This is a genomic window from Sphingomonas sp. R1 (assembly GCF_025960285.1).
Taxonomy (GTDB): domain Bacteria; phylum Pseudomonadota; class Alphaproteobacteria; order Sphingomonadales; family Sphingomonadaceae; genus Sphingomonas.
In genome coordinates, this window is the sequence record NZ_CP110111.1 from 306,648 (window position 1) to 332,355 (window position 25,708).

Annotated in this window: 20 protein-coding genes and 1 tRNA gene; 13 read left to right on the forward strand and 8 right to left on the reverse strand. The window is 66.5% G+C overall.

From position 1 onward, the window contains the following. Positions 1-78 precede the first annotated feature (78 nt). Positions 79-1,140: a Glu/Leu/Phe/Val family dehydrogenase gene (locus tag OIM94_RS01460; RefSeq protein WP_264608367.1), complete on the forward strand. Its 1,062-nt coding sequence runs from the start codon at positions 79-81 to the stop codon at positions 1,138-1,140. On the opposite strand, the gene OIM94_RS01465 is transcribed toward OIM94_RS01460, so the two are convergent. After that, the gene (locus OIM94_RS01465; protein ID WP_264608368.1) at positions 1,141-2,253 is read right to left on the reverse strand and encodes a DUF3089 domain-containing protein; all 1,113 of its coding nucleotides are present in this window, start codon (positions 2,251-2,253) and stop codon (positions 1,141-1,143) included. Positions 2,254-2,399: 146 nt separating this feature from the next. On the opposite strand from OIM94_RS01465, the gene gatC reads away from it, so the two are divergent. Both gatC and gatA read left to right on the forward strand, forming a co-directional pair. After that, positions 2,400-2,687 (forward strand): Asp-tRNA(Asn)/Glu-tRNA(Gln) amidotransferase subunit GatC, encoded by a 288-nt coding sequence (gene gatC, locus OIM94_RS01470; RefSeq protein WP_264608369.1) that lies wholly within the window; start codon positions 2,400-2,402, stop codon positions 2,685-2,687. Continuing rightward, entirely contained in the window at positions 2,684-4,165 is a 1,482-nt protein-coding gene (gene gatA, locus OIM94_RS01475; protein WP_264608370.1) for an Asp-tRNA(Asn)/Glu-tRNA(Gln) amidotransferase subunit GatA, read from the forward strand. The genes gatC and gatA overlap by 4 nt, the downstream gene beginning before the upstream one ends. Positions 4,166-4,197: 32 nt before the next feature. Here the strand turns inward: gatA and OIM94_RS01480 are convergent, their stop codons facing one another. Beyond that, the gene (locus OIM94_RS01480) at positions 4,198-5,154 is read right to left on the reverse strand and encodes a glycosyltransferase (RefSeq protein ID WP_264608371.1); all 957 of its coding nucleotides are present in this window, start codon (positions 5,152-5,154) and stop codon (positions 4,198-4,200) included. Positions 5,155-5,284: 130 nt separating this feature from the next. On the opposite strand from OIM94_RS01480, the gene gatB reads away from it, so the two are divergent. Beyond that, entirely contained in the window at positions 5,285-6,796 is a 1,512-nt protein-coding gene (gene gatB, locus OIM94_RS01485) for an Asp-tRNA(Asn)/Glu-tRNA(Gln) amidotransferase subunit GatB (RefSeq protein ID WP_264608372.1), read from the forward strand. A 14-nt stretch (positions 6,797-6,810) separates the two neighbouring features. Further along, positions 6,811-7,446 carry a peptidylprolyl isomerase gene (locus OIM94_RS01490; protein ID WP_264608373.1) on the forward strand — a complete coding sequence of 212 codons (636 nt, stop codon included), beginning with the start codon at positions 6,811-6,813 and terminating at the stop codon, positions 7,444-7,446. Here OIM94_RS01490 and OIM94_RS01495 read toward each other — a convergent pair. From OIM94_RS01495 to OIM94_RS01505, 3 genes are read right to left on the reverse strand one after another with little or no spacing between them, the layout of a single operon-like run. After that, the gene (locus OIM94_RS01495; protein ID WP_264608374.1) at positions 7,435-8,154 is read right to left on the reverse strand and encodes a Crp/Fnr family transcriptional regulator; all 720 of its coding nucleotides are present in this window, start codon (positions 8,152-8,154) and stop codon (positions 7,435-7,437) included. The genes OIM94_RS01490 and OIM94_RS01495 overlap by 12 nt on opposite strands. A 25-nt stretch (positions 8,155-8,179) precedes the next feature. Further along, positions 8,180-8,368, reverse strand: a complete 189-nt coding sequence (locus OIM94_RS01500; RefSeq protein ID WP_264608375.1) for a hypothetical protein — start codon at positions 8,366-8,368, stop codon at positions 8,180-8,182. Between the two features lie 18 nt (positions 8,369-8,386). Then, on the reverse strand, positions 8,387-8,569 hold the full coding sequence (locus OIM94_RS01505) for a hypothetical protein (protein WP_264608376.1): 183 nt from the start codon (positions 8,567-8,569) through the stop codon (positions 8,387-8,389). Between the two features lie 112 nt (positions 8,570-8,681). Between OIM94_RS01505 and OIM94_RS01510 the strand changes: the two genes are divergently transcribed. Both OIM94_RS01510 and tig read left to right on the forward strand, forming a co-directional pair. Continuing rightward, a tRNA-Leu gene (locus OIM94_RS01510) sits at positions 8,682-8,766 on the forward strand. Between the two features lie 58 nt (positions 8,767-8,824). Further along, positions 8,825-10,432: a trigger factor gene (gene tig, locus OIM94_RS01515; RefSeq protein WP_264608377.1), complete on the forward strand. Its 1,608-nt coding sequence runs from the start codon at positions 8,825-8,827 to the stop codon at positions 10,430-10,432. A 98-nt stretch (positions 10,433-10,530) separates the two neighbouring features. On the opposite strand, the gene OIM94_RS01520 is transcribed toward tig, so the two are convergent. From OIM94_RS01520 to OIM94_RS01530, 3 genes are read right to left on the reverse strand one after another with little or no spacing between them, the layout of a single operon-like run. Next, positions 10,531-12,015, reverse strand: a complete 1,485-nt coding sequence (locus tag OIM94_RS01520; RefSeq protein WP_264608378.1) for a glycoside hydrolase — start codon at positions 12,013-12,015, stop codon at positions 10,531-10,533. Further along, positions 12,012-13,391 carry a glycoside hydrolase family 27 protein gene (locus OIM94_RS01525; RefSeq protein ID WP_413716370.1) on the reverse strand — a complete coding sequence of 460 codons (1,380 nt, stop codon included), beginning with the start codon at positions 13,389-13,391 and terminating at the stop codon, positions 12,012-12,014. Before OIM94_RS01525 ends, OIM94_RS01520 begins: the two co-directional genes overlap by 4 nt. Before the next feature lie 59 nt (positions 13,392-13,450). Beyond that, positions 13,451-14,158, reverse strand: a complete 708-nt coding sequence (locus OIM94_RS01530) for a FadR/GntR family transcriptional regulator (protein WP_264608379.1) — start codon at positions 14,156-14,158, stop codon at positions 13,451-13,453. 177 nt (positions 14,159-14,335) lie between these two features. On the opposite strand from OIM94_RS01530, the gene OIM94_RS01535 reads away from it, so the two are divergent. From OIM94_RS01535 to OIM94_RS01560, 6 genes are all read left to right on the forward strand, one after another. Further along, a complete protein-coding gene (locus OIM94_RS01535; protein ID WP_264608380.1) occupies positions 14,336-17,128 on the forward strand; it encodes a TonB-dependent receptor in 2,793 nt (930 codons plus the stop codon). Between the two features lie 102 nt (positions 17,129-17,230). After that, positions 17,231-18,736 carry a tryptophan halogenase family protein gene (locus OIM94_RS01540; RefSeq protein WP_264608381.1) on the forward strand — a complete coding sequence of 502 codons (1,506 nt, stop codon included), beginning with the start codon at positions 17,231-17,233 and terminating at the stop codon, positions 18,734-18,736. Between the two features lie 70 nt (positions 18,737-18,806). Then, entirely contained in the window at positions 18,807-22,058 is a 3,252-nt protein-coding gene (locus tag OIM94_RS01545; RefSeq protein ID WP_264608382.1) for a glycoside hydrolase family 2 TIM barrel-domain containing protein, read from the forward strand. After that, the gene (locus tag OIM94_RS01550; RefSeq protein WP_264608383.1) at positions 22,058-23,596 is read left to right on the forward strand and encodes an alpha-N-arabinofuranosidase; all 1,539 of its coding nucleotides are present in this window, start codon (positions 22,058-22,060) and stop codon (positions 23,594-23,596) included. The genes OIM94_RS01545 and OIM94_RS01550 overlap by 1 nt, the downstream gene beginning before the upstream one ends. Next, the gene (locus OIM94_RS01555; RefSeq protein ID WP_264608384.1) at positions 23,593-24,948 is read left to right on the forward strand and encodes a family 43 glycosylhydrolase; all 1,356 of its coding nucleotides are present in this window, start codon (positions 23,593-23,595) and stop codon (positions 24,946-24,948) included. Before OIM94_RS01550 ends, OIM94_RS01555 begins: the two co-directional genes overlap by 4 nt. Positions 24,949-25,049: 101 nt before the next feature. Then, the gene (locus tag OIM94_RS01560; RefSeq protein WP_264608385.1) at positions 25,050-25,673 is read left to right on the forward strand and encodes a superoxide dismutase; all 624 of its coding nucleotides are present in this window, start codon (positions 25,050-25,052) and stop codon (positions 25,671-25,673) included. The last annotated feature ends 35 nt before the right edge of the window (positions 25,674-25,708 follow it).

Below are 25,708 nucleotides of genomic sequence, written 5' to 3' on the forward strand. Positions count from 1 at the left end.
CCGTTTCGCGCCCAAATAGGGCAAGCATCACCTCGTCTGCCCTGCCAGATTGTGCCCATCGGAAAAGGGAGTTTCACGATGGTGGTACAGGTGCAGGGCGAAAGCCTGGTTGAAGAAGTATTGATGCTGAAGGATGCCGAGGCGGGGCTGGACGGCGTGATCGCGGTCCATTCCACCGTGCTCGGGCCGGGGGCGGGCGGCTGCCGGCTCTGGCACTATGCCGATGGCGAGGCGGCCTTCGCCGACGCGGTCCGGCTGGCCGAGGGAATGAGCTACAAGAACGCGCTGGCCGGTCTGCCGCTGGGCGGCGCCAAGGCAGTGCTGCGGCGGCCCGCGGGCGATTTTGACCGAGCGAAGCTGTTTCGCGCCTTCGGCCGCGCGGTAGCGCGGCTAGAGGGGCGCTATGTCACCGCCGAGGATGTCGGCACCGGCGTTGCCGACATGGAGGTGGTCGCCGGCGAGACGCGGCACGTCGCGGGACTGGCGAAACGTCCCGGCCGACCGGGCGGCGATCCGTCACCGCACACCGCGCGCGGCGTGTTCGTTGCGATGGAGCATGCGGTGCGCCGTCGTCTGGGACGGGACCTGGCCGGATGCACGGTTGCCATCCAGGGGGTTGGTCATGTCGGCGAGGCGCTGGCGCATCTGCTACATGCTGCTGGCGCGCGGCTGGTCGTCGCCGATGTCGACTCGGAGCGCGTGGCGCGCGTCGCGGTGGAGACCGGGGCCGAGGTCGCGTCGAGCGCGCAGGTGCTGGCGACACGCGCGGAGGTCTTCGCCCCCTGCGCCCTGGGCGGTGTATTCCACGCCGAGTCGGTGGAGGCGGTCCGCGCGCCGGTGATCTGCGGCGCGGCGAACAACCAGCTGGCGACCGCGCAGGATGGCGAGCGGCTCGCGCGGCGCGGCATCCTCTACGCGCCCGATTATGTCGTGAACGCCGGCGGGATCATCAACGTAGCGGGGGAATATATCGGCTGGTCGCCGGAAGACGTGGCGGGCCGCGTCGAGTCGACCGGCGCGCGGCTGGGAGCGGTACTGGACCTCGCCGAGGCACAAGGGCTTGCGCCCCATCTGGCGGCGGACGTGCTGGCCCGCTCGGCAATCGCCGCCGGTCGCGTGAAAACGCCGATCGCGGCCTGATCAGCCCACGCGCTTCTCGAACGCCGCCAGCCGCCGCGCGGCATCCGCTCGGACATTTGCCCAGAACAGGCTGTAGTCGAACACGTGATAATTGTTCCCCGGCAGCACATATTGGCCGAAGTCCGGCGGGGCCGCGCCGATCGTCAGGATCCCGCGTGCGTCGCAGCGGGCGGGCACGCGACCCGGCTCGAGATGCGCGGACTGCAGATTGAGGTCCGGGATCAGGGAGCCGAGGTTAGCACTGGCGGGCGCCGAGTCGCCTGGCTTGCCGGTGATCGGGTTGATGCAGAGCATTTCCGTTCCGCCGCGTGGTTGCCCGGTAAAGCCGGTGGTCGCCTCGAACGTGTCGACGATGAGCGCCGGGTCGGCCGGCTCGGCGAAGCTCTGCCAGGAGAGGATGCAGCCGGGCTGGTCGGGGCCGGTGCAGGCGGGCAGGCCCATCTTGGGCAGGTCCGCCGTCAGCGACACCGGCCAGCCGACGACATAGGCGGCGACCACCCGCTTCGCGACGGGCGTACCTGCGACCCGTTCGGCCAGCAGGCGGGCGAGGTGGAGGGCGCCCTGACTGTGCCCGGCCAGAATGATGGGGCGGTCACCCGCCTCGTGGAGAAACTCCTCGAACGCCGCGGCGACGTCGCGATAGGCGAAGTCGAGCGCCTGCTGTGCCTGCGCCTTGCTGGTCAGAAAGGCGCCAAAGGTCGCCTGGCGGTAGCGGGGCGCCCAGATCGCCGCGCTGGCGTTGAACGCGCTGGCCTGGCCGCGCAGGAACAGCTCGGCCCGGGCATTGGCATCGGGGTTGTCGAGCGGGGCGTTCCACTGCTTGGTGTCGAGGAACGAGGTGGGGTGGATGAAGAACAGCGCCGCGCGCGGATTTGCTGCGGGGCTCTCGCCGGCTGGTGTCCACAGGGCCGGATTGCCCGGCTTGTCCGGCCGCGCGATCCACATCTCCGCCTTGGCATAGTCGCGCGGCGAGACCGGCGGCAGCGCCGCCACATCCCCCGCCGGCACCATGAACTGGCGCATCAGCTGGACCCCGTAGAGCCGATAGGCGAACATGGAAGCAACGCCGAGCATGATCAGGATCGCCACCGCATAGAGGAATTTCCGGGCCAATCGGCCTCTCCATTGTGCATTGCAGCATAAACAGGCGGGCACGCAATCGCGTTCCGGCAGTGTTGCGTGCGAAGGATGCAACCGCAAGTGCCGATGCGTGATTGCAGCGCTTGAAGGGGCGCGGCTCGGCTGTTAGGCGCAAGGGCATGTCCGTAGACACCGCAACCGTGAAGAAAGTGGCGAACCTGGCGCGCATCGCGATCAGCGACGCCGATGCCGAGCGCCTGGCGCCCGAACTCAACAACATCCTGGGCTTTATCGAGCAGCTCGGCGAAGTCGACACCAAGGATGTCGCGCCGATGACGGCGGTGATGCCCAACACGCTGCGGCTGCGGCCGGACGTGATCACCGACGGCAACCAGCGCGACGCGGTGCTGGCGAACGCGCCGCAGGGCGATCATGGCTTCTTTACGGTTCCGAAGGTGGTGGAATGAGCGCGCTGACTGATCTGGGCGTTGCCGCCATCCGCAACGGCGTGCGCGACGGCGACTTCTCCGCGCGCGAAGTCGCCGAGGCGTTCAACGCCGCCGTGGCGGGTGCCAAGGCGCTTAACGCCTTCATCGTGGAAACCCCCGAGCATGCGCTTGCCGCTGCCGACGCCGCCGATAAGGCGCGCGCTGCGGGCGAGACGCTCAAGCCGCTGGCCGGCGTGCCGATCGGCATGAAGGACCTGTTCGCCACCAAGGGCGTACAGACCACCGCCGCCAGCCATATCCTCGAAGGCTTCAAGCCCGAATATGAGTCGACCGTCTCGCACAAGCTGTGGGACGCGGGCGCCGGCATGCTGGGCAAGCTCAACCTCGACCAGTTCGCGATGGGCTCGTCGAACGAGACCAGCTATTTCGGCAACGTGATCTCGCCGTGGCGGCGGGGCGATGGTGACACCACCCCGCTCGCGCCCGGCGGTTCCTCGGGCGGCAGTTCGGCGGCGATCGCGGCGCGGCTCTGCCCGGCGGCGACCGGCACCGATACCGGCGGCTCGATCCGCCAGCCGGCCGCGTTCACCGGCATCTCCGGCATCAAGCCGACCTATGGCCGCTGCTCGCGCTGGGGCGTGGTGGCGTTCGCCTCCTCGCTCGACCAGCCGGGGCCGATGGCGCACGACGTGCGCGATTGCGCGATCCTCTTGGAAGCGATGGCGGGCTTCGACCCGAAGGATTCGACCTCGCTCGACATGGCGGTGCCGAAGTGGGAGGCGGGGCTCTCCGCCGATCTCCGCGGCAAGCGTGTCGGCATTCCGGCCGAATACCGGATGGAGGGGACGCCCGCCGAGATCGAGGCGCTGTGGCAGCAGGGCATCGACTGGCTGAAGGACGCCGGCGCCGAGATCGTCGAGGTGAGCCTACCGCACACCAAATACGCGCTGCCGGCCTATTACATCATCGCACCGGCAGAAGCCTCGTCGAACCTCGCGCGCTATGACGGCGTGCGCTACGGCCTGCGCGATCTGGCCGAGGGCCAGAACCTGCAGGACATGTACGCCGCCACCCGCGCCGCCGGCTTCGGCGACGAGGTGAAGCGCCGCATCCTGATCGGCACCTATGTGCTGTCGGCCGGCTTCTACGACGCCTATTACACCCAGGCGCAGAAGGTCCGCACGCTGATCGCGCGCGACTTCGACAATGCCTGGAGCCAGTGCGACCTGCTGCTTACCCCCACCGCGCCGAGCGCGGCGTTCGGGCTGGGCGAGAAGGTCGATCCGCTGGCGATGTACCTCAACGACGTGTTCACCGTGCCGGCGAGCCTGGCGGGCGTGCCCGCGATGAGCGTGCCGGGCGGGCTGGATGCGGGCGGCCTGCCGCTGGGGCTGCAGATCATCGGCAAGCCGTTCGACGAGCAGGGCGTGCTGAATGCGGGGCTGGCGATCGAGCAGCGTGCGGGCTTCTCCGCGCGTCCCAAGGCCTGGTGGTAATCTGAAGATCCTCCCCGTGCCGGGGAGGATCGTTATTTCTGCACGATCGGCACGGCGAGATAGGCCAGTCGCCGCACCTCGCGCCGGCCGCGCACCACCGTGTCGAGGATTAGCCCGGTAAAGAAGCTCAGTGTCGCGACGATCGACAGGCCGGTTACCAGCACCGCGGTCGGCAGGCGCGGGACCTGGCCGGTGTGCCAATAGGTCACCGCCAGCGGGATCGCGAGCAGTATCGCGAGCGCTGCCAGTACGCCCGCGATGCTGCCGAAGAACAGGATCGGCCGTTCGATCCGGAACAGCGTCACGATCGTGCGCAGGATACGCCAGCCGTCGCGATAGGTGGAGAGCTTCGAGGTCGATCCCTCGGGGCGCGCCGCATAGGCGGTGACGATCTCCGCGACCGGCATGCGCAGCTCGAGCGCGTGGATGCTGATCTCGGTCTCGATTTCGAACCCGGCGGAGAGCACCGGAAAGCTCTTCACGAACCGCCGCGAGAAGGCACGGTAGCCCGACAGGATGTCGCTGAAGCTCCGCCCGAACAATCGGGCCAGCATGCCGGTGAGCATCCGGTTGCCGAGGCGATGCCCGCGCCGATAGGCCAGCTCCACCTCGGACTTGCGCGCGCCGACCACCATGTCGAGCTGTTCGTCGAGCAGCCGCTCGATCAGAGCCGGAGCCGCATCGGCGTCATAGGTGAGATCGCCGTCCGAGAGGACATACACGTCCGCTTCGATATCGGCGAACATGCGGCGGACGACATTGCCCTTGCCCTGCATCCGCTCGCTGCGCACCACCGCGCCGGCCGCCTGCGCGACTTCGATCGTCCGGTCGCGGCTGTTGTTGTCGTACACATAGACCGTGGCGCCGGGCAGGCTGGTACGGAACGCCTCGACGGTGCGGGCGATCGCCACCTCTTCGTTGTAGCAGGGCAGCAGCACCGCCACCCGCAGACCCGCAACCCGTTCCTGAAATCCAGCCTTCACCGTCATGGTCCCCGACGCTTCCCGATCGGCGGCGCCTAGTCGAGTCGGGCCGCCCACGCAATTGGGCGCTGGACCTGAGGGCGGCGACGCGCGATAGGCGGAGGCACGCATATTCCCATTACCTTGTGAAGAGCACATGGCGACCAAGACTGCATCGAGCTACCGAATCCAGGGCGACACCGGCGAATGGGAGGTCGTGATCGGCCTCGAGGTCCATGCGCAGATCACGTCGCAGGCCAAGCTGTTCTCCGGCGCGGCAACGGCATTCGGGGCCGAGCCGAACAGCCAGGTCAGCCTAGTCGACGCCGCCATGCCCGGCATGCTGCCGGTGCTCAATGGCGAGTGCATCCGGCAGGCGGTGCGCAGCGGCATGGCGATCGGCGCGGTGATCAACAAATGGTCGCGTTTCGATCGCAAGAACTATTTCTACGCCGACAACCCCCAGGGCTATCAGATCAGCCAGCTGTTCCATCCGCTGGTGGGCGAGGGGCAGATCACGATCAGCCTGGACGAGAAGGATCCCGAGGCCGAGGTGAAGGCGATCGGCGTCGAGCGCATCCATGTCGAGCAGGATGCCGGCAAGCTGATCCACGACCAGCACCCGACGCGCTCCTATGTCGACCTGAACCGCGCCGGCGTGGCGCTGATGGAGATCGTGTCGAAGCCTGACATGACCTCGCCGGCGGAGGCAGGCGCGTACCTTTCGAAGCTGCGCTCGATCCTGCGCTACGTCGGCAGCTGCGACGGCAATATGGACCAGGGCTCGATGCGCGCCGACGTGAACGTTAGCGTCCGCAAGCCCGGCGATCCGCTGGGCACGCGCACCGAGACCAAGAACGTCAACTCGGTCCGCTTCGTCATGCAGGCGATCGAATATGAGGCGCGTCGCCAGGTCGAGGTGCTGGAGAGCGGCGGTCGCGTCGTCCAGGAGACCCGCCTGTTCGATCCGGACAAGGGCGAGACCCGCTCGATGCGCTCGAAGGAAGACGCGCAGGATTATCGCTATTTCCCCGACCCCGACCTGCTGCCGCTCGAGCTGGACGACGCATTCCTCGAGGAATGTCGCGCCAGCCTGCCCGAACTGCCCGACGCCAAGCGCCGCCGCTACGAGGAGTCGCTGGGCCTCACCGCCTACAACGCCGCGGTGCTGACCGCCGAGGCGGAGACCGCGCGCTGGTTCGAGGCGCTGCTCGCCGAAAGCGCGCGGATCCAGAAGAAGGGCGAACAGGAAGTCGCCCGCGCCGCGGCCAACTGGCTGCTCTCGGACCTGTACGGCGCGCTCAACCGCCTCGGGAAGGGCATCGACGAGAGCCCGGTGAGCCCCGAACAGGGTGCTGAACTGCTCGCGCTGATCGCCGACGGGACGATCTCCAACACGCTGGGTAAGCAGGTGTTCGAGATCATGCTCGAGAGCGGCGATGCGCCCGGCAAGATCGTCGAAGAGCGGGGCATGAAGCAGACCAGCGACACCGGCGCGATTGAGGCGGTGATCGCCGAGATCTTGGCCAAGAACCCCAACCAGCTGGAGCAGTATCGCGCCGGCAAGGAGGCGCTGTTCGGCTTCTTCGTCGGCCAGACGATGAAGGCGATGGCCGGCAAGGCCAATCCCGCGGTGGTCAACGAGCTGCTGAAGAAGGCGCTGAGCTGAGGGGAGGCAAGGGGATGCTGCGTCGACTGGTCCTGCTGGCCCTGTGCCTGGTTCCGCTGGCCGCTTCGGCGCAGACCGCCCCGGCGCCGGCATCCGCGCCCGCCAATCCAAGGGTTGCGATTGAAACCAGCGCGGGGCGGATGGTGGTCGAGGTGTATCTCGACAAGGCGCCCATCTCTGCCCGCAACTTCCTGCGGTATGTCGATGCGAAGCGGCTGGATGGGGCGGTGTTCTACCGCACGGTCAAGCCGGCCGAGAAGTTCGGCTTCGTCCAGTTCGGCATCCAGAATGCACCGGCCAAGATGTACCCGCCGATCAAGCATGAGCCGACCACCGAGACCGGGATCAAGCACCTGGACGGCATGCTCTCGCTGCCGCGCCTGGCGCCGGGCACCGCGCGCGGAGAGTTTACGATCATGGTCGGCGATCAGCCCTCGTTCGATGCCGATCCGAGCAAGGCCGGCGACAATCTGGGCTATGCGGCATTCGGTCGGGTGATCAACGGCAAGGACGTTCTCCTGAAGATCTTCGACGCGCCGACCTCGCCCACCAAGACAATCATGGGAAGCTTCAAGGGCGAGGTGCCGGAAGCGCCGATCAAGATCATCGCGGCCCGGCGGATCGCGGCCAGCGCGCCGTCAGAGCGGTAAAGGGTCGAGATAGAGGTAGCCGGGATCGAATTCCGCCAGCCTTCGCACGCCGGGCAGGTCTTGAAAGGCCACCCGACCGTTACGAAATTCGACAAGACCTCGCTCGCGCAGTTCGCGCAGCACGCGGTTCACATGGACCGGCGTCAGTCCCAGGCACTCGGCGAGCTCGGCCTGGCTGATCGCCAGCGCATAGCCGTCCTCCTCCGCCAGCCCGACCACGCCCAGGCGTACGTGCAACTCGCAGAACAGGTGCGCGGCGCGTTGTATCGCGGAGCGGCGGCCCAGCGACACTTCCCACTCGCGATGGATCGCCGCGTCGACATTGGTGGAGAACCACATCACGCGCGTCAGATGCGGCATCGTCTCGGTAATCGTTCGCAGCCGGCTATGGGCAGCGCGCGCGATGGTGCAGGGCGTCAGTGCCAGCAGCGAATGGTCCAGCCGCTTCAGCGAGAAGCCGTGCAGATCGGCGAAGTCACCGGCGACATGGACGTGGGTGATCTGGCGCTGGCCGTTCTTCAGATCCTTGTATCGCCCGATCAGCCCATCGAGCAGCAGCGTCGAATAGTTCACTTCCTCCCCGGCGCGCACGAGGGTGCGGCCGGCAGGGTGTACGACGGTATCGAGGAGGGTGCCGCGCAGCGCGGCCTCCTCCTCGGCGCTGATCGTGTCGCGCAGGCGCAGCTTTCGTAGATGGCGCTCGATCATCGTTGGGGGTCAACTCCGCCCGGACTTATTGCTCGTTGAGATCCTGGTTCTTCACCACGCCGTCGGCGCCGTTCTCGCCGCCCGCCCCCAAGGGAACGGCGCGCTTCAGCGGCAGGCCCTCCTCAGCGGCAGCGTCGGCCGCATCGGAGCGCGCCTCCACAGCCTGTTGGATGTCGGAGCGGGGATCGTCGTGTTCATTGGTGGAATCAGGCATTTGTTTGGCCTCCGAGGTTCAGGCGACGGGCTGGCCCGGGGTGATGCCGGGATCGATGCTGGGCGTGGTCTCCGGTGCGGGCACGTCGATGTCGGGACCAGGCGGGTTGATCTCCGGCGGCGGGCCGCCCGGCTGGCCGGGGGTTGGCGCAGGGGCTTCAGCGGGCGGGGTGGTAGGCTGGATGGGGGGCTCTACCGGCATGAAAATTCTCCTGTTCGTTTCAGCCCCAACGCGCCGGGACACAGGAATGTTGCTTCGTGCTTGCCCCGAACCCCATGACTGCTATAGAGCCCGCCGACCGGCGGTGTCCCCTGCGGGCGTGGCGGAACTGGTAGACGCGCTGGATTTAGGTTCCAGTATCGAAAGATGTGGGGGTTCGACTCCCTTCGCCCGCACCAGTCCTCGCGGCTGATGTGTGGTACACCGCAATTCCGAATTCTTTTAGAAAGCGTGAGAATGCAGACTGTCGAGACGTTGAACGAGGGCCTGAAGCGCGCCTTCACGCTGAAGATCACCGCCCAGGAAATCGACTCGAAGGTCGATGCCGAAGTGAAGCGGGTCGCGCCGCAGATTCGCATGCCCGGCTTTCGCCCCGGCAAGGTGCCGGTCAACCTGGTCCGCAAGATGCACGGCGAGGCGCTGGCGCAGGACGCGCTGAACAGCTCGATCCAGGACGGTATCCAGCAGCTGATCGCCGATCACAAGCTGCGCCCGGCGATGCAGCCGTCGGTCAGCCTCGAGGGCGACTATGCCCCGGGCGGCGACGCGGAAGTGAAGGTCGAGCTGGAAGTGCTCCCCGACGTTCCGACGCCCTCGATCGACGGCCTGAAGCTCGAGCGCCTGACCGTGCCGGTCAAGGACGAGGAAGTGCAGGAGCAGCTCCAGCAGCTCGCCAACCAGCAGAAGCGCTTCGACGACGCCGCCGAGGGTCATGCCGCGACCACGGGTGACCAGGTCGTCATGGATTTCGCCGGCAAGGTCGACGGCGTTGCCTTTGAGGGCGGCACCGGCGAGGGCATGGCCGTCGAGCTTGGCTCGGGCCGTCTGATCCCGGGCTTCGAGGAGCAGCTCGAAGGCGTGAAGGTCGGCGACGAGAAGCAGCTCAACGTCACCTTCCCGGAAGATTACGGCGCCAAGGATCTGGCCGGCAAGGCTGCGACCTTCGACGTCAAGATCACCGCGGTGCAGACCGCCGGCGAGACCAAGATCGACGACGACATGGCGAAGGCGTTCGGCCTCCAGGACCTGGAGCAGCTGACCGGCCTGCTGAAGGGCCAGATCGAGCAGCAGCTCAATGGCCTGACCCGCACCCACATGAAGCGCAAGCTGCTCGACCAGCTCGCCGCCGGCCACGACTTCCCGGTCCCGCCGTCGATGGTGGAAGCTGAGTTCGACCAGATCTGGCACCAGCTCGTCCACGAGACCGAGCATGAGGAAGATCCCGCCGCGGCCCTGGCCGAGCTGGAAGGCGAGCGCGACGAATATCGTGCGATCGCCGAGCGCCGCGTGCGCCTCGGCCTGCTGCTTAGCGAGATCGGCACCGCCAACGGCGTCGAAGTGACCGCGCAGGAAATGAACCGCCTGATCGCGCAGGCCGCGCAGCAGTACGGCCCGCAGGATCGCCAGCGTTTCATCCAGTATGTCCAGCAGGAGCCGATGGCGGCTGCCCAGCTGCGCGCGCCGCTGTTCGAGGACAAGGTTGTCGACTTCCTGTTCGATAAGGCCGAGATCACCGACCGCGAAGTGACCAAGGAAGAGCTGGAAGCCGCGATCGAGAGCGAGGACGGTTTCGCATCGGGCACCCATGTCCACGATCACGACAACCACAAGCCGAAGAAGGCGAAAAAGGCCGAAGCTTCGGACGAGGCTGGCGAAGAGAAGCCTGCCAAGAAGCCGGCAGCCAAGAAGGCCAAGGCGGAAGACGCCGAGCCGGCCGCCGAAGGCGACGCTGAGGCGGTGAAGAAGCCGGCCAAGAAGGCGGCTGCCAAGGTCGAGGGCGAAGGCGAGGAAGCCGCCCCGAAGCCGAAAAAGGCAGCGGCCAAGAAGAAGGCCGACGCCGAGTGATTTGAAGGGGCCGGAACGAAAGTTCCGGCCCTTCTGCTATCTGTGCCCCTCCCGCGGGCGGGAGGGGTGCTGGCGTCGAGGACTTGGCCTGTTCGCGCTTAGCGCAGCGCCACCACCAGCGTGGTGATTGATCTGGGCCCGGCGAGCGGCACGACCGACCCGCTGGCTGCAGTATGCGTGGCGTCGGTGACGATCCGCTGCACCACCTTCGCCCCCGACACCCCGATCGTCAGCCGGCGCGGGACCACGCCGGCATTCACATGGACCAGCACCAGCTGCTTGCCGTCCGGAGACACCGCGCCAACCGTGTCTTCGTCATCCACCGGCACCAGCCGATAGCCGGGCCGAATGTACCGGCTGAACTGCGCCATTGCCCAATATTTACGCGTGATATGGATCGGATGCTCGGCGTCGCTCGCGGGAGTATAGGCCATCTTGACCAGCCCCCAGTTGCCGCCGCCGCTCTGGCCGTCGCCGGCCGCGGTCGTCTGACGCTCCACCGCCTGCCAGAATACCCAGGCGACGGGCTCCAGCCGCTTGAGATCGTGCACGACATGTTCGGCAAAGACGAGCGGGGAGGCGATGCCGCCGAAATTCTCCGGATCCTTGTCGAGCGGGGTGTCGTTCTCGCTCATCCAAAGTCGGATGCCATGCGCCCGGGCGATGTCGCGCACCGCCGTCTGATGCAGGGTGCCATAGCTGTGGACATTGAGCTGGCCGATCCGCGCGCGCGTCTCCGGCGGATAGCCCTCCCAGTCCCGGACGAAGAGGTGCGAATTTGTCTCGTCCGGCGCAGCGATCCCCGTTTTCAGGCCACGGGCCTTGAGCGCGCGATCGGCGGCATCGATCATCTTCGCCTGGCGCTCCGGGCTCCAATGGGCGCCTTCCTGGGTGTTGGCGGCGAACCAGTAATCGGTGTTGGGTTCGTTCACCGGGGAGAGCGTGCGGAAGGTGATTCGGTGCGCCTTCTGGAGCTTGTCGACCACGGTCGCCAAATAGTCGGCGAAGCGCGCCTCCTGGCCGGGGCGAAGATTGTCGTCGGTGCCTTTCTCGGCGCCCGAGACGCGGCCGCTGACGGTCATGAACCATGGCGGCGAATTGGAGAAGGCCTCGAAGATCGGCGCCTTCACCCGGCGGCGGATCGCGTCCAGCCACCAGCGCTGGTTGGCGTCGGCGGACCAGTTCCACATCGCCGGGTCCGCCGGGTTCCACCAGTCGTTGCCCAACATGCCTGCCGGGCGACGCCAGAAGCCGGGGACGTCGGCGCCGGGGCGCAGATAGGGCTTGGTCTCCGGCGCGTCGCCGCCGCCGATATTGTAGCGCGCGATCGTCCACCCCAGCCCTTCCGGCCCGTAGAACAGGTCGGCGAGCTTCTCGCGCACCGGATCGGGATAGCCGCCGGTAACGTGCGCGAACCAGGCGAGCGCGGTGCCCCATCCTTCGAACGGCGGCCCCGGGCGCTGCAGATCGGGCCGCAATGTCAACGACACCGCGGGCTCCGGGGCTGGCGCTGGAACCGGCACCTGCGCCAGTGCGGCAGGGGAGGCCGCCAAAAGCAGCGACACGGTGAGCGCGCGGATCATGCCGCGGTCACGCGATAGAGGCTGGCGCCGTGCGACGGCAGCGTCCGGGCGAGCCTGAGGGGGCCCGGTCCCTCGTCCTTGCCCTCCCACAGATCGCGCACCTTCACCGTGCCGGAGAGCCCCAGCAGGCGCAGGTCAAAGCTCGCCTCGGCGGGTTTGTCGCCGGTGTTGAACAGCGCGACATACTGGCCGCCGTTCGCGGCGCGCGCCGTCCAGACGCGGCGATCGTCGGCGATGAACCAGGGACGGTTGTCGCTGCTCGCCTGGTTCACGGCCAGCACCTCGCGATTGGTCAGCAGCGCACGGGTGTGGGCATCGAGATGCCGCAAGTCTCCCCCCATGATCAACGGCGAGCGGGCGATGGACCAGAGCGTCATCAGCGTGCGCTGCTCGTCGCGGGTGAACCGGGTATCGCGCTGGCCGAGCGCGAGGCGCCCGAGCGGCAGCATGTCGGCATCGGGCCAGGCGCCGGGTCGGGCGTACGGGCTCCAGTTCTCCAGCCGGGTGAACTGCGCCTCCAGCATCTTCCACTCGTCCCAAAAGTCGTCGGAAATGCGCCACATCTGTGCATGCTGGGCTACATGGTCGGCCCGGGGGACCGGTGTTTCGCCGGGGGAAAGGCTCAGCAGGATTGGGCGGCGGGTCGCGCGGATCGCCTTCGTAGCGGCTTCGATCTCGGGCGCATGGGCGTCATAGGGGCGGCTCATGTCGTCCATCTTGACGAAGTCGACGCCCCAGGAGGCGAGCAGTGCGAAGACGCTGTCATAATAGGCCTGCGCGCCGGGTTTGCGCATGTCTACGCCGAACATGTCGGGGTTCCACGGGCAAGTACTGGACGTGTCGGCGATATCGGCGGCGCGGATGCCGGGGGCGCCGAGCACCGGCAGGTTCCGCTCGACGGCAAGGCGCGGGATGCCCCGCATCAGATGCACGCCAAAGCGCAGGCCCATCGCATGCACCTTGGCGGCGATGGGGCCGAAACCCTGGCCGTTCGTGGCGGACGGGAAGCGGTTGGGCGCCGGCAGCAGCCGGCCGTGCGCGTCCAGCGTCGGCACCGGCTTGGCGTTGTAGGTGTAGCTGCTCGCTTCCGGTTCGTACCACTGGATGTCGATCGTGAAGATGTCATAGCCGAAGGGCAGCAGCTCACGCGCCTGGATCGCGGCGGTCTCCAGCGCCTGCGCCTCGGTGATGGTGGTGGCGAAGCTGTTCCAGCTGTTCCAGCCCATCGGCGGGGTCGGCGCGAGCGACGAAGACGCGGCGCCCGGTCGACCGGCTGCCGATACCGGGCCCGTCATCGCCAGCCCGCCAAGCGTTGCGCCACCCTGCAGCACCCTGCGTCGATCGATCTGCGGCCCGCTTCGCGTGCGCTTCGTCATGTCGCTCTCCCTCTATTGTCTGACTAAACAGCCAGGAGGGGGGCGTCAACGTTGCCCGATCAGGGTTTCAGGGAGAGTTCCGTGTCGGCAAGAGCCTGCAGGATCAGCGTGATACAGGCCGCCTTTGCCGCCGCCGCATCGCCATTGGTGATGGCGGAGAAAAGCTCGCGATGCAGCGGGATGGAGTCGCGCAGCTGCTTCGCCTTGCGGGCCTTGAACAGAGCGGTCGCGCGCACCGCGCTGCCGATGCTGCCGGACAGGCTGACCAGCAGATCGTTGCCGGTCGCTTCGAGCAAGACATTGTGGAACTGCTGGTCGGCCGCCTGGCCCTCGGCGGTCGCCAAGCCCATCTCTTCCATGATCTCGAGCGCATGCCCCATCCGGCCGATGTGGCGGGTCGTTCGGTTCGTTGCCGCCAGTTCGGCCGCCGCAGGCTCGACGATCATGCGAAGCTGGTAAAGGTTTTCGACGAAGGCGGCAGGGGGCTCCACCTCGAACATCCAGGCAAGGATATCGGGATCCAGCAGATTCCAGTCGCCTCGATTGCGGATGCGCGTGCCTGCCTTGGGTCGGCTTTCGATCAAGCCTTTTGCTGCCAAAATGCGCAGCGCTTCGCGAACGACGCTGCGAGAGACGGCGCGCGTTTCCGCCAGATCGAATTCGCCCGGCAAGATGGCCCCCGGCGGATAATATCCGGTGACGATGGCGATGCCCAATTCGCGCGCGATCGAACGATGTGCCGGATTCCGTTTTCTCTCTGCTGCCAACGCCTTCCCCCTTCGTGCGCTGCGATCTTGGTCGGTCTTCTCCGCCGACGCCATCCCGGAAATGCACGCGGTCCGAAACCTACTTGTCTTACAAATAAGATCCGTTATGTTGTCTGACAACTGGTCACATCCGCGCGAAGACGCGGTGCTCCGGGCCAGGGGATGAGGGAGGATCTGATGAGGGTGAACACACGCATCTCGTTGTTTGGCGCGTCGACGATCGCGCTGGCGGTGGCCGGCGCTGCCCCGGCCTTTGCCCAGCAGGCATCGGGCCAGACGGTGGACGGCGGCGCAGAGGAAATCGTCGTAACCGGCGTGCGCGAGAGCCTTCGCTCCGCTGCCGCCTTGAAGCGCAACGCCGACCAGATCGTCGATTCCGTACAGGCGCAGGACATCGGCAAGCTGCCCGACGCGAACACTACCGAAGCACTGCAGCGCATCACGGGCGTGCAGATTCAGCGGCGATACGGCGAAGGCGCCACCGACTTCGACCATCGTACCCAGCCCGCTATCACTGTTCGCGGTCTGACCCAGGTGCAGAATTTCCTCGACGGCCGTGCGGTCTATTCGGCCTCGGGCGGACGTGCGTTCGATCTGGAAGGCGTGCCGCCAGAACTGTTGTCGGGCATCGACGTCTACAAGAACGCGCCGGCCAACATCATCGAGGGCGGCGTGGGCGGCGCGGTCAACCTGCGCACCCGCAAGCCGTTCGACTCCGCCGGTCAGGTGATCAGCGCCACGGTTCGCGGCAACTATTATGACCGGGTCGACAAGCCTGGCTTTGCGGTTTCGGGCCTGTACAGCAATCGCTTCCAGGCGGGCGAGGGCGAAATCGGCGTGCTGCTGAACGCAGTCTATTCGAAGAGCCAGTATCGTCAGGACGGCCTGCTCGCGGGACCCTTCGACACCGTCGCACCGGGCTCGATTGCCAATGCTCCGGCCAACGCGCAGGTGCCGTACGGCTTCGAGATCTACGACGACAAGGGCGATCGCAAGCGGCTGGGGATCGCCGGAGCGGTGCAGTGGAAGCCGAGCGACGCGTTGCTGGTCACGGCGCAGGCGCAGATCACCAAATATTGGTTCAATCGTACCGGCGCCTATTATTACGACTACAACAACCGCTCAAACATCCGCGATTCCACCGGCAAGGTCACCAGCTACGGCACCGCGCCGGCACCCGGCGCCGCATTCACGTTCAACAGCGAGGGCTATGCCACGAGCGGCAGCCTCTATCCGCAGACCTTCGAGACCGGTCGCTACGATCAGCAGCTCTGGAGCGCGAGCAAGAACTACACGCTGAACGCAGCGTGGAAGCCGAGCGAGCGCCTGAAGGTCAATTTCGACGCGCAGTACCTCACCTCGTACTACAATGCCGATCGCAACGGGCATGTGCTGTCGCTCTACACCCAGTCGGGACAGGATGCGACCAGCACGCCGCACAAGCTCACCGTCGACTTCGACCTGCGCGGCAAATATCCGCGCTGGGACGTCCGCGAGCAGGGCGTGCTCAACAATCCGGCCAACTACACCACGCCCTATGTCGCGGATGCGCTGCAGCGCAACGATGCGGACACCTATGCGCTCGCGTCGGACCTGGAATATGAGGTCGAGGGCGGCTTCCTGAAGAAGCTGCGTGCCGGCGTGCGCTATGCGGACAACAGCATCGACCTGCGGGGGACCTGGCACGGCGTCTGCATCACCTCGCTCGGCGCGGATCCCAATTGCGGGGCGCCTGCAGGCACGCCGCTGGTTCCGCTGACCAAGAACCCGCAGCTGGCAATGGCTGGCCCATCCAAGAACTGGTTCGACGGCAATACCGTGAAGGGCGGCCTGCTCTATCCGGCCTTCCCGGCCGGGGACGGGGTGTGGGCGCAGACCAAGGCGCTTTACGCGCTGCTCGGCGCGACGACGCAGGACAGCTTCAAGCCCGGGGACATCAATCGCCAGACCGAGAAGACCTATACCGGCTGGGGCATCGCCGATTACGGGTTCGACATTGGCGGGGTCGGCATCGACGGCGGCTTCGGCGTGCGCGTGATCAAGACCAAGACGACCTCGGTCGGCACCCAGTTCAACAATGACGGCACCTCGGCGCCGATCAGCCTGAGCAAGGAATATACCAAGGCGCTTCCAAGCTTTAACTTGCGCGCCAAGCTGACCGACACCTTCCAGATGCGCTTCGCCTATTCGAAGGGCCTGGCGCGTCCGAACTTCGATCAGCTCTCGACCAATCTCACGCTCAACAACCCGAACCAGATCAACCCGGTCACCGGCCATCCCAGCGCCAGCTCGGGCAACCCGCGGCTCAATCCGATCCGGTCGGACAATTTCGACGTGACGGCCGAATGGTATTTCGCTCCCACGGGTTCGCTGACCGGCGGTCTTTTTTACAAGAAGGTCAACGGCTTCCTGGCCGGCGGCATCGTCACGGGGGTGTTTAACGGGGTCACCTACGACATCAGCACGCAGGTGAATTCGGGCAACGGCACGGTCAAGGGTGCGGAAATCGGCTACAACCAGTTCTTCGATTTCCTGCCGGGGCCGCTGAGCGGGCTGGGGCTGCAGGCCAACTACACCTATGTCGACTCCAGCGTGACCAACCCGTTCGCCGTGGCGGGGACGAACACGCCGCAGCAGGTGCCGCTCGAAAAGCTGTCCAAGCACAGCTACAACATCGTCGGCCTGTACGAGAAGGGGCCTGTCACCGCGCGCGTCGCGTGGAGCTGGCGCTCGAGCTATCTCGACCAGACGACCGGCAGCGGCGCCAACGGCATCCCGCAATATGCCAAGCCCTATGCATCGCTGGATGCCTCGATCAGCGTCAATCTGACCAAGCAGATCGCGGTGTCCGCAGATGTGGTGAACCTGAACAACCGCATGAACGTGCTCTATATCGGCACGCCGGCGGCACCGCTCCAGTATCAGCTCAATGACCGGCGCTTCGGGCTGTCGTTGCGGGCGACCTACTGACCATCCGGGCCGGGGCGGGAAACCGCTCCGGCCGCTTCTCGCTGGAGGGAGGCGCAGCGTGACGGTATTCCAAACCGCAGTTCAGATCGGGCGGCGTGCAGCGTGAGCGCGCCGCTTTCGCACATCGCGATCGTCGGCGGCGGCACCGCAGGATGGATGGCGGCAGCCGCACTCGCCCGCGTGCTCGATACGCGCGCCATCGCCATCACCCTGATCGAATCCGAGGCAATCGGCACGGTCGGGGTCGGCGAGGCGACAATCCCGCCGATCCAGGCCTTCAACGCGCTGCTCGGCATCGACGAGGCAGAGTTCCTCCGCGCGACCAAGGCGACGGCAAAGCTCGGGATCGAATTCGTCGACTGGCGCGCGGAGGGTACGCGCTATTTTCACCCATTTGGCACACATGGTGTCGACTTTGGTGCGGTACCCTTCGAGGCGGTGTGGCAGCGCGCGCGCCTGGATGGTGATGCGGCACCGTTGGAAGCCTATTCGATCTGTGCCGAGGCGGCGAGGCTGGGCCGCTTCCAGCGCCCGGCGACCAGCGGCAACACGCCGCTTGCCCATATCGGCTATGCCTATCATTTCGATGCCGCGCTCTATGCCGCGTTTCTCCGGGAAAAGGCCGAGCAATGGGGCGTGCGGCGGCGGGAAGGGCGGATCGTCGCGGCCGACCGCAGCGAGGATGGCGCGATCGCGGCCGTAATGCTGGAATCAGGCGACCGCATCACTGCCGATTTCTACGTCGACTGCTCGGGATTTCGTTCGTACCTGCTCGGTGACATTCTGGACGTTCCGTTCGAGGAGTGGAGCCACTGGCTGCCGAACGATCGCGCTGTCGCGGTACCATCCGCGCTGGGACCGGAGGGGCGTACGCCCTTCACCCGATCCACCGCTCGCGTGGCTGGATGGCAGTGGCGTATTCCGCTGCAGCACCGCATCGGTAACGGCTATGTCTATGCCAGCAGCCATTGCTCGGATGCGGCTGCAGAAGCGCTATTGCTTAGCAATATCGAAGGTCCGGCGCTCGCGGAGCCGCGATTGCTTCGCTTCCGGGCGGGGCGCAGAAGCCGGTTCTGGGAGCGCAATTGCGTCGCGCTGGGCCTCGCCAGCGGCTTTCTCGAGCCGCTCGAATCCACGAGCATCCATCTCGTCCAGGCAGGCATCGCACGGTTGCTGGAAATGCTGCCGGTCCATGGCGGCACACCTGCCGACATCCGGCGATACAATCGGCTGATGGCGACCGAGTTCGAGACGATCCGTGACTTCCTGATCCTCCATTTCCACGCCACCGCGCGCGACGACACCGACTATTGGCGACAGCTCCGCAGCATGGCGTTGCCGGACAGCCTCGCCGAACGCCTCGCCATCTATCGCGCCAGCGGGCGGCTGTATCGCGAGGCGGACGAGCTGTTTTCCAAGACCAGCTGGCTCGCGGTGCTGCACGGGCAGGGGATCGATCCGATCGGCTATGACCCGATCGCCGATGGCATGCCGCGCGACGAGGCGCGGGCGCGGCTATCGCGCATCGCCGAAGTGACCGCGCTGGCGGCAGCCCGCATGCCGGCGCATGACGCCTTTCTGCGCTCGCCGTCGGCCACGCCACGATAAAAATACTCCGAGAAATTTGACCGAAACAATCAGCCTTTGCAGTATGCCCTGACGGGCGGGAGGAATCAGCGTGAACAAGTTTGGATTGCTGGCGGCGGTAGGCACGATCGCGCTCGCCGCCGGCATCGGCATGGCGCAGGACGGCCCGAAGATCGGCGATGCGCCGCAGGTCCAGCCGGTGCAGGTCGATCCGCGCCGCCCTGACTGGGAAAATCCGGCGGTGTTCGCACGTGGCAAGATGCCCGCCAGCGCCACGCATTTCCCCTATGAGAGCCGCGCCGCCGCGCTGGCGGGCGACCCCGCCAAGTCGAGCCGCTATCTGCTGCTCGACGGCCAATGGTCGTTCCACTTCTCCCCTTCGTCGGATGCCGTGCCCAATGGCTTCGAGAAGCCGGAGTATGACGTTGCCGGGTGGAAGCGCATCAAGGTTCCCGCCGACTGGCAGACCGAGGGGTATGACCAGGCCCGCTACAACAACATCACCTATCCGTTTCCGGCCAATCGCCCGTTGATCCCGCACGCGACCAATCCGGTCGGTTCGTACCGGCGCGACGTGCAACTGCCGGCGAACTGGTCGGGGCAGGACGTGATCCTCCACATCGGCGCGGCGGGCTCGGCCTATCAGGTGTGGGTGAACGGGGTCGAGGCGGGCTATTCGCAGGATTCCAAGCTGCCGTCCGAGTTCGACGTGACCAGGCTGGTCCATGCGGGCCGCAACACGATCGCGATCCAGATCCATCGCTGGTCCGACGGCAGCTATCTCGAGGACCAGGATTTCTGGCGCGTCTCGGGCATCGAGCGCTCGGTCTATCTGGCGGCGGCACCCAAGGCCCGCGTGGCCGACCTGTTCGTCCATGCCGGTCTCGACGAAGCGTATAAGGACGGCAAGCTCTCGACCGAGCTGACGCTGACCGGCCGGACCGTGCCCCTCACCGCGCGGATGACGCTGCTCGATGGCGACAAGGCCGTGCTGGTGCGCGAGATGCCGCTTCCCGCGGGCGCGGCGCAGAAGGTCACCCTTGCCGCCGACGTGCCGGACGTGCGCCCCTGGACCGCCGAGACGCCCAACCTCTACACCTTGCTCGTCGAGCTGGTCGATGCCGAGGGCAAGGTGGTGCAGGCGACCCCGCAGCGGATCGGCTTCCGCAGAGTCGAGATCCTGAACGGACTGGTCAGCGTCAACGGCAAGCCGATAACGATCCGCGGCGTCAACCGCCACGAGCATGATCCGGAGACCTTCCACGTCGTCAGCCGCGCATCGATGGAGCGCGACATCCAGTTGATGAAGCGGGCGAACATCAACGCGATCCGCACCTCGCACTATCCGAACGACCCGTATCTGTACGAACTCGCCGATCGCTACGGCCTCTATGTGATGGACGAGGCGAACATCGAGAGCCACGCGTACATGGATTACGCCAACAAGCACGGCGAACGCCGCGCCGCGCTGCAGGTCGGCTTCGATCCGGCGTGGAAGGATGCGCACGTCTCCCGCGTGGTCAACATGGTCCAGCGCGACAAGAATCACCCCTCGGTGATTTTCTGGTCGCTGGGCAACGAGGCGGGCATCGGTCCCAACTTCGAGGCGGCCGCCGCGGCGGCAAAGGCCGTCGATCCGGGCCGGCTGGTTTCCTATCTCGGCTGGGGCACCTGGGACGGCATCCAGGACCATCGCCCCAACTGGTATGCGGACATCTATGCGCCGATGTACGATCCGGCAGTGAAGCTGGAGGATTATGCCACCAACTGGAACTTCAAGCAGCCGGTGATCCAGTGCGAATACGCCCATATGATGGGCAATTCGGGCGGCAATCTGAAGGAATATTGGGACACGATCTACGCCCACCCGAACAAGCTGCAGGGTGGCTTCGCCTGGGACTGGGTCGACCAGTCGATGTATCGCTATGCCAAGGACGGTCGGCGGTACTGGGGCGATGGCGGCGAATATGGCCCCAACCCCGGCGGCGATATCGAGTTCGGCGACGGCCTGCTCCAGTCGGATCGTACGCCCAACCCGCAGCTCTACGAGCTTCGCAAGGTCTATGCGCCGATCCAGTTCGACGGCTTCGACGTCGCGAACGGCACGGTGATCGTGCGCAACCGCCACGACTTCCGCGATCTGTCCGGCTTCACCTTCGACTGGGAGGTGCAGGAGAACGGCGTTGCGGTGGCAAGCGGCGCGCTGGCGACGCCGGACGTGGCGGCGCACGGCGCGGGAACGATCGCGCTGCCGCTGGCGGGCATCGCGCGCAAGCCGGGCGCCGAGTATTTCGTCACGATCCGCGCCCGCGCCAAGGCCGATGCGGTGCCGCTGGTTCCCGGCGGCGCGGTGATCGGCTGGGAACAGTTCGCACTCGCTCCCGGGTATCGCGCCGCGGACGTCGCGGCGGCCAAGGGCAAGGTGACGACGCAGGACGGGCAGGGGGCGATCACCCTTTCGGCCGGCGGCGCGACGCTGGTGGTGAACCGCGCCACCGGCTTGGTCGACCGTTATGTTGCCAGGGGCAAGCCGCTGCTCAGCGGCGGCGCGCCGCATTTCTGGCGCGCGGTGACCGACAACGACATCGGCATCGGCACCGACCGGCAGCTCGCCGCCTGGAAGGCGATGAGCGAGACGCGCACGATCGAGGCGGTGCAGGTGCAGGAGCTGGGCGCGGACGGCGCAGAAGTGCGCGTCGCCTATACGATGGGCGCCGGCGCGGTGCGCTTCACCAGCGTCTACCGCATGGCGGGCGACGGGTCCGTCGCCGTCGACGGTCGCTTCGAGCCCGTCGCGACCCAGCTGCCGCCGCCGTTCCGGATCGGCCTGGCCTTCACCACGCCCGGCAGCCTCAAGACGGTCGAATGGTACGGCCGCGGTCCGCACGAAAGCTATGTCGACCGCAGGACCTCGGCGCCGATCGGCCTGTGGCGCGGCGCGATCGCCGAGCAGAACCACGACTATATCCGCCCGCAGGAGACCGGCAACAAGGTCGATGTGCGCTGGATGGAGCTGTCGGGCGCCGGCGCGGGCCTGCGCGTGACCGGGGATGCGCCGCTGATGATGAACGCGCTCGCCTTCCCCTATGCCGATCTCGACCGGCACGCCCCCGGCAGCTGGAAGAGCACCGATGTGGTGCCGAAGGCGCAGGGCACCTTGTTGATCGACGCCGCGCAATGGGGCGTCGGCGGCGACACGCAGTGGAGCGAGTTCGGCAAGCCGCTGAAGAAGTACCGCACCCAGCTGGTGCCCACCACCATCCGCTTCCGCCTGACCCCGTTTCAGGGCGATGGCACCACCCCAGCCAAGGCGCGCCCCGCGCGTGCGACGGAGAAAGAATAATGCGAAGCCTTATCAGTGCGATTGCGCTTGTCGCCGCCATGCCCGCTCTGGCGCAGACAGGCGGCGATGCGGTGACGGTGCATGGCGACAAGCCCGGCGCCAAATACGACAAGCGGCTGTTCGGCCAGTTCGCCGAGCATCTGGGCACGGGCATCTATGGAGGCCTATGGGTCGGCACCGACAGCAAGATCCCGAACGTGAAGGGCTTCCGCCGCGACGTGATCGACGCGCTCAAGGCGATCAAGGTGCCCGTGATCCGCTGGCCGGGCGGCTGTTTCGCGGATGAATATCACTGGCGGGAAGGCATCGGGCCGAAATCGAAGCGCCTCGTCAAGGTCAACACCAACTGGGGCGGGGTGACCGAGGACAATGCCGTCGGCACCAACGAGTTCATGGACTTCACCGAGGTGGTCGGGGCCGAGCCCTATGTGTCGGGCAATGTCGGCACCGCGGCCCCCAGCGAGATGGCCGAGTGGGTCGAGTACATGACCTCGCCCACCCAGTCGACGATCGCCAACCAGCGCCGTGCCAATGGCCGCGACAAGCCGTGGAAGCTGACCATGTTCGGCATCGGCAACGAGCTGTGGGGCTGCGGCGGCGACATGCTGCCGGAATATGCCGCAGACGAGACCCGTCGCTATGCCACCTTCCTCAAGGTGCCCGAAGGCCAGAAGCTGATGAAGATCGCCAGCGGCGCCAATTCGGGCGACTATAACTGGACCGACGTGATGATGCGCAAGGCCGGCGACAAGATCGACGGTATCGGCGTGCACTATTACACGGTGCCCGGACCCTGGGAGAAGAAGGGCCCCGCGACCGGTTTCGACGAGGAAAGCTGGGCGCGCACGCTCTCCAAGACGCTCAAGATGGAAGAGCTGCTGACCGAGCACAGCAAGATCATGGACAAGTACGATCCCAAGAAGCGGGTTGCGCTGCTCGTCGACGAATGGGGCACCTGGTACGATGTCGAGCCGGGCACCAATCCGGGCTTCCTCTACCAGCAGAACAGCCTGCGCGATGCGGTGGTGGCGGCGCTCAATTTCAACATCTTCGCACGCCATGCCGATCGCGTCCGCGGCGCCAACATCGCCCAGATGGTCAACGTGCTGCAGGCGATGCTGCTGACCGATGGCGCCAAGATGGTGAAGACGCCGACCTATTGGGCGTTCGATCTGTACAAGGACTATATGGACGGCACGGTGCTGCCGGTCGACGTGCAGTCGCGCTGGTACAACAAGGACCAGTGGACGATGCGCGCGGTGAGCGCCAGCGCGGTGCGCGGGGTGGACGGCGTGGTCCATGTCGGGCTTGTCAATGTCGATCCCAACCGGCCGGCCAGCGTGAGCGTGAAGCTGGACGGCGTGACCGGCAGCCAGGTCACGGGCCGCGTGCTCACCGGCAATACGCTGGATGCGCATAACGACTTCAAGGCGCCCGATGCGGTGCAGCCGGCGGCGTTCACCGGCGCGAGCCTGTCGGGTGGCACGCTCACGGTGCAGGTGCCGGCCAAGGCGATCGTGATGCTCGACATCAAGTGAGCAAGGCGGTTCTTCTGATGGTGGCGGCGGGCTTGCTCGCCGCCACCGACGCGCCCGTGCCGCGCTGGGATGCGGCCGGGGACGGCAATCCGCTGCTCCCCGGCTATTTCGCCGATCCCTCGATCGTGCGCGACGGCGGTACCTGGTACATCTTCGCCACCATCGACCCCTGGGGCGCCGACACGCTGGGGATGTGGACCTCCTCCAACGGTCGCGACTGGACCTTTTCCACCCCGGCCTGGCCTACCAAGGCCGCGGCGACCAGCCCGACCTCCGGGGACTCGAAGGTCTGGGCGCCCTCCGTGGTGAAGGCCAGGAACGGGCGCTGGTACATGTATGTCTCGGTGGGGTCCGAGGTATGGGTGGGCAGCGCGCCGTCGCCGGCCGGGCCCTGGGCAGATGCGAACGGTGGCAAGCCGCTGATCGCCAAGAACTTTGCCCCCGCCTACCACATGATCGACGCCGAGGCGTTCGTCGACGATGACGGCGCCGCCTATCTTTATTGGGGCTCGGGGCTGAACTGGACCAACGGCCACTGCTTCGTCGTCAAGCTGAAGCCCGACATGGTCAGCTTCGACGGCGAGCCCAAGGACGTCACCCCCTCCAATTACTTCGAAGGCCCCTTCCTGGTGAAGGCCGGGCGGCACTATGTCCTCACCTATAGCGACGGCAAGACGACCGAGGACAGCTACAAGGTCCGCTATGCGATCGGCGACACGCCGTTCGGGCCGTTCCGCGAGGGCCCGGACAGCCCGATCCTCTCCACCGACAAGACCCGCGACGTGATCAGCCCGGGCCATCACGCAATCTTCCGCGCCGGAAGCCAGCCCTATATTCTCTACCACCGCCAGTCGCTGCCCTGGCCGCGGCCGGGGGACGATGCAACGCTTCGCCAGATCGCCGTCGATCCGCTGACGATCCGGGACGACGGCACCATCGCGAGGGTCTCTCCGAGCCATGGCAGCGCGGTCGCGGGTTTCGTCCCTCGCCGTACACGCGGCCTGCCGGTCTCGCTCAACGGCGGGGCCGCGGATGCCGTGCATGCGGCCGAACGGGCAGGGGACGACAATTACGCGACGCTCTGGCGCCCGGCGCCTGGTTCCGCGCCGCTGCTCGTGGCCGATCTCGGCAAGGTACGCCCGGTCCGCATGGCGCAGCTTCGAATGGAATATGCCAACCGCTCCTATGACGTCGCGGTCGAGGCCTCGGCGGACGGCAGGCACTGGCGGCAGGTGGCCTCCATGGCAGCGGCCAGCGGCTCGCCGATCGTGCTGCCGCTGAATGTCACCGCTCGGTATCTTCGCCTCCGCGTGCCGGCCGGGGCGGGCGTTTGGGAGTGGCAGCTCTTCTGATCGGCACCTTCGATCAGGGGTGAAACAAAAATTGTTGCGGCGCCTCGCGCTTCCATGCGTTAGGCGACCGCACCAGCTTTCATATGCCCAAGGAGCATGAAATGGCCTTCGAACTTCCCGAACTGCCGTACGCCAAGGACGCGCTCGCGCCGCACATGTCGGCCGAGACCTTCGACTTCCACCATGGCAAGCACCACAAGGCCTATGTCGACAACTGCAACAAGCTGGTTGCCGACATTCCCGAGCTCGCCGGCGCGAAGCTGACGGACGTGATCGCCTATGCCAAGGACAAGGGCAACAAGGGCCTGTTCAACAACAGCTCGCAGATCTGGAACCACAGCTTCTTCTGGCAGTGCCTGACGCCGAACTATGCGGCGCCGACGGGCAAGCTGGCCGAGATGATCGACCGCGACTTCGGCAGCCACGAGGCGCTGCTCGAGAAGCTGAAGGCGGAGTCGGTCGGCCATTTCGCCAGCGGCTGGGGCTGGCTGGTTCTGGACGGCGACACGCTGAAGGTCACGTCGTTCCATGACGGCGACTCGCCCGTCGCGCATGGCGTGAAGCCGCTGTTCACGATCGACGTGTGGGAACACGCCTATTACATCGACTATCGCAACGCGCGTCCGTCGTTCGTCGACACCATCCTGACCAAGCTGGTGAACTGGGACTTCGTTGCCCAGAATCTCGATGGCGAAGGTGCGAGCCGCGCCGACCAGCAGGGCTGAGCCCGCATTGGTCCCCCCGCCCGCAGCCGGGCGGG

Excerpts from the sequence above, each read along its gene's own strand:
- OIM94_RS01460 (WP_264608367.1), top strand. The coding sequence starts at position 79 with ATGGTGGTACAGGTGCAGGGCGAAAGCCTGGTTGAAGAAGTATTGATG.
- gatC (WP_264608369.1), top strand. The coding sequence starts at position 2,400 with ATGTCCGTAGACACCGCAACCGTGAAGAAAGTGGCGAACCTGGCGCGC.
- gatA (WP_264608370.1), top strand. The coding sequence starts at position 2,684 with ATGAGCGCGCTGACTGATCTGGGCGTTGCCGCCATCCGCAACGGCGTG.
- OIM94_RS01480 (WP_264608371.1), bottom strand. The coding sequence starts at position 5,154 with ATGACGGTGAAGGCTGGATTTCAGGAACGGGTTGCGGGTCTGCGGGTG.
- gatB (WP_264608372.1), top strand. The coding sequence starts at position 5,285 with ATGGCGACCAAGACTGCATCGAGCTACCGAATCCAGGGCGACACCGGC.
- OIM94_RS01490 (WP_264608373.1), top strand. The coding sequence starts at position 6,811 with ATGCTGCGTCGACTGGTCCTGCTGGCCCTGTGCCTGGTTCCGCTGGCC.
- OIM94_RS01495 (WP_264608374.1), bottom strand. The coding sequence starts at position 8,154 with ATGATCGAGCGCCATCTACGAAAGCTGCGCCTGCGCGACACGATCAGC.
- OIM94_RS01500 (WP_264608375.1), bottom strand. The coding sequence starts at position 8,368 with ATGCCTGATTCCACCAATGAACACGACGATCCCCGCTCCGACATCCAA.
- OIM94_RS01505 (WP_264608376.1), bottom strand. The coding sequence starts at position 8,569 with ATGCCGGTAGAGCCCCCCATCCAGCCTACCACCCCGCCCGCTGAAGCC.
- tig (WP_264608377.1), top strand. The coding sequence starts at position 8,825 with ATGCAGACTGTCGAGACGTTGAACGAGGGCCTGAAGCGCGCCTTCACG.
- OIM94_RS01520 (WP_264608378.1), bottom strand. The coding sequence starts at position 12,015 with ATGATCCGCGCGCTCACCGTGTCGCTGCTTTTGGCGGCCTCCCCTGCC.
- OIM94_RS01525 (WP_413716370.1), bottom strand. The coding sequence starts at position 13,391 with ATGACGAAGCGCACGCGAAGCGGGCCGCAGATCGATCGACGCAGGGTG.
- OIM94_RS01535 (WP_264608380.1), top strand. The coding sequence starts at position 14,336 with ATGAGGGTGAACACACGCATCTCGTTGTTTGGCGCGTCGACGATCGCG.
- OIM94_RS01550 (WP_264608383.1), top strand. The coding sequence starts at position 22,058 with ATGCGAAGCCTTATCAGTGCGATTGCGCTTGTCGCCGCCATGCCCGCT.
- OIM94_RS01560 (WP_264608385.1), top strand. The coding sequence starts at position 25,050 with ATGGCCTTCGAACTTCCCGAACTGCCGTACGCCAAGGACGCGCTCGCG.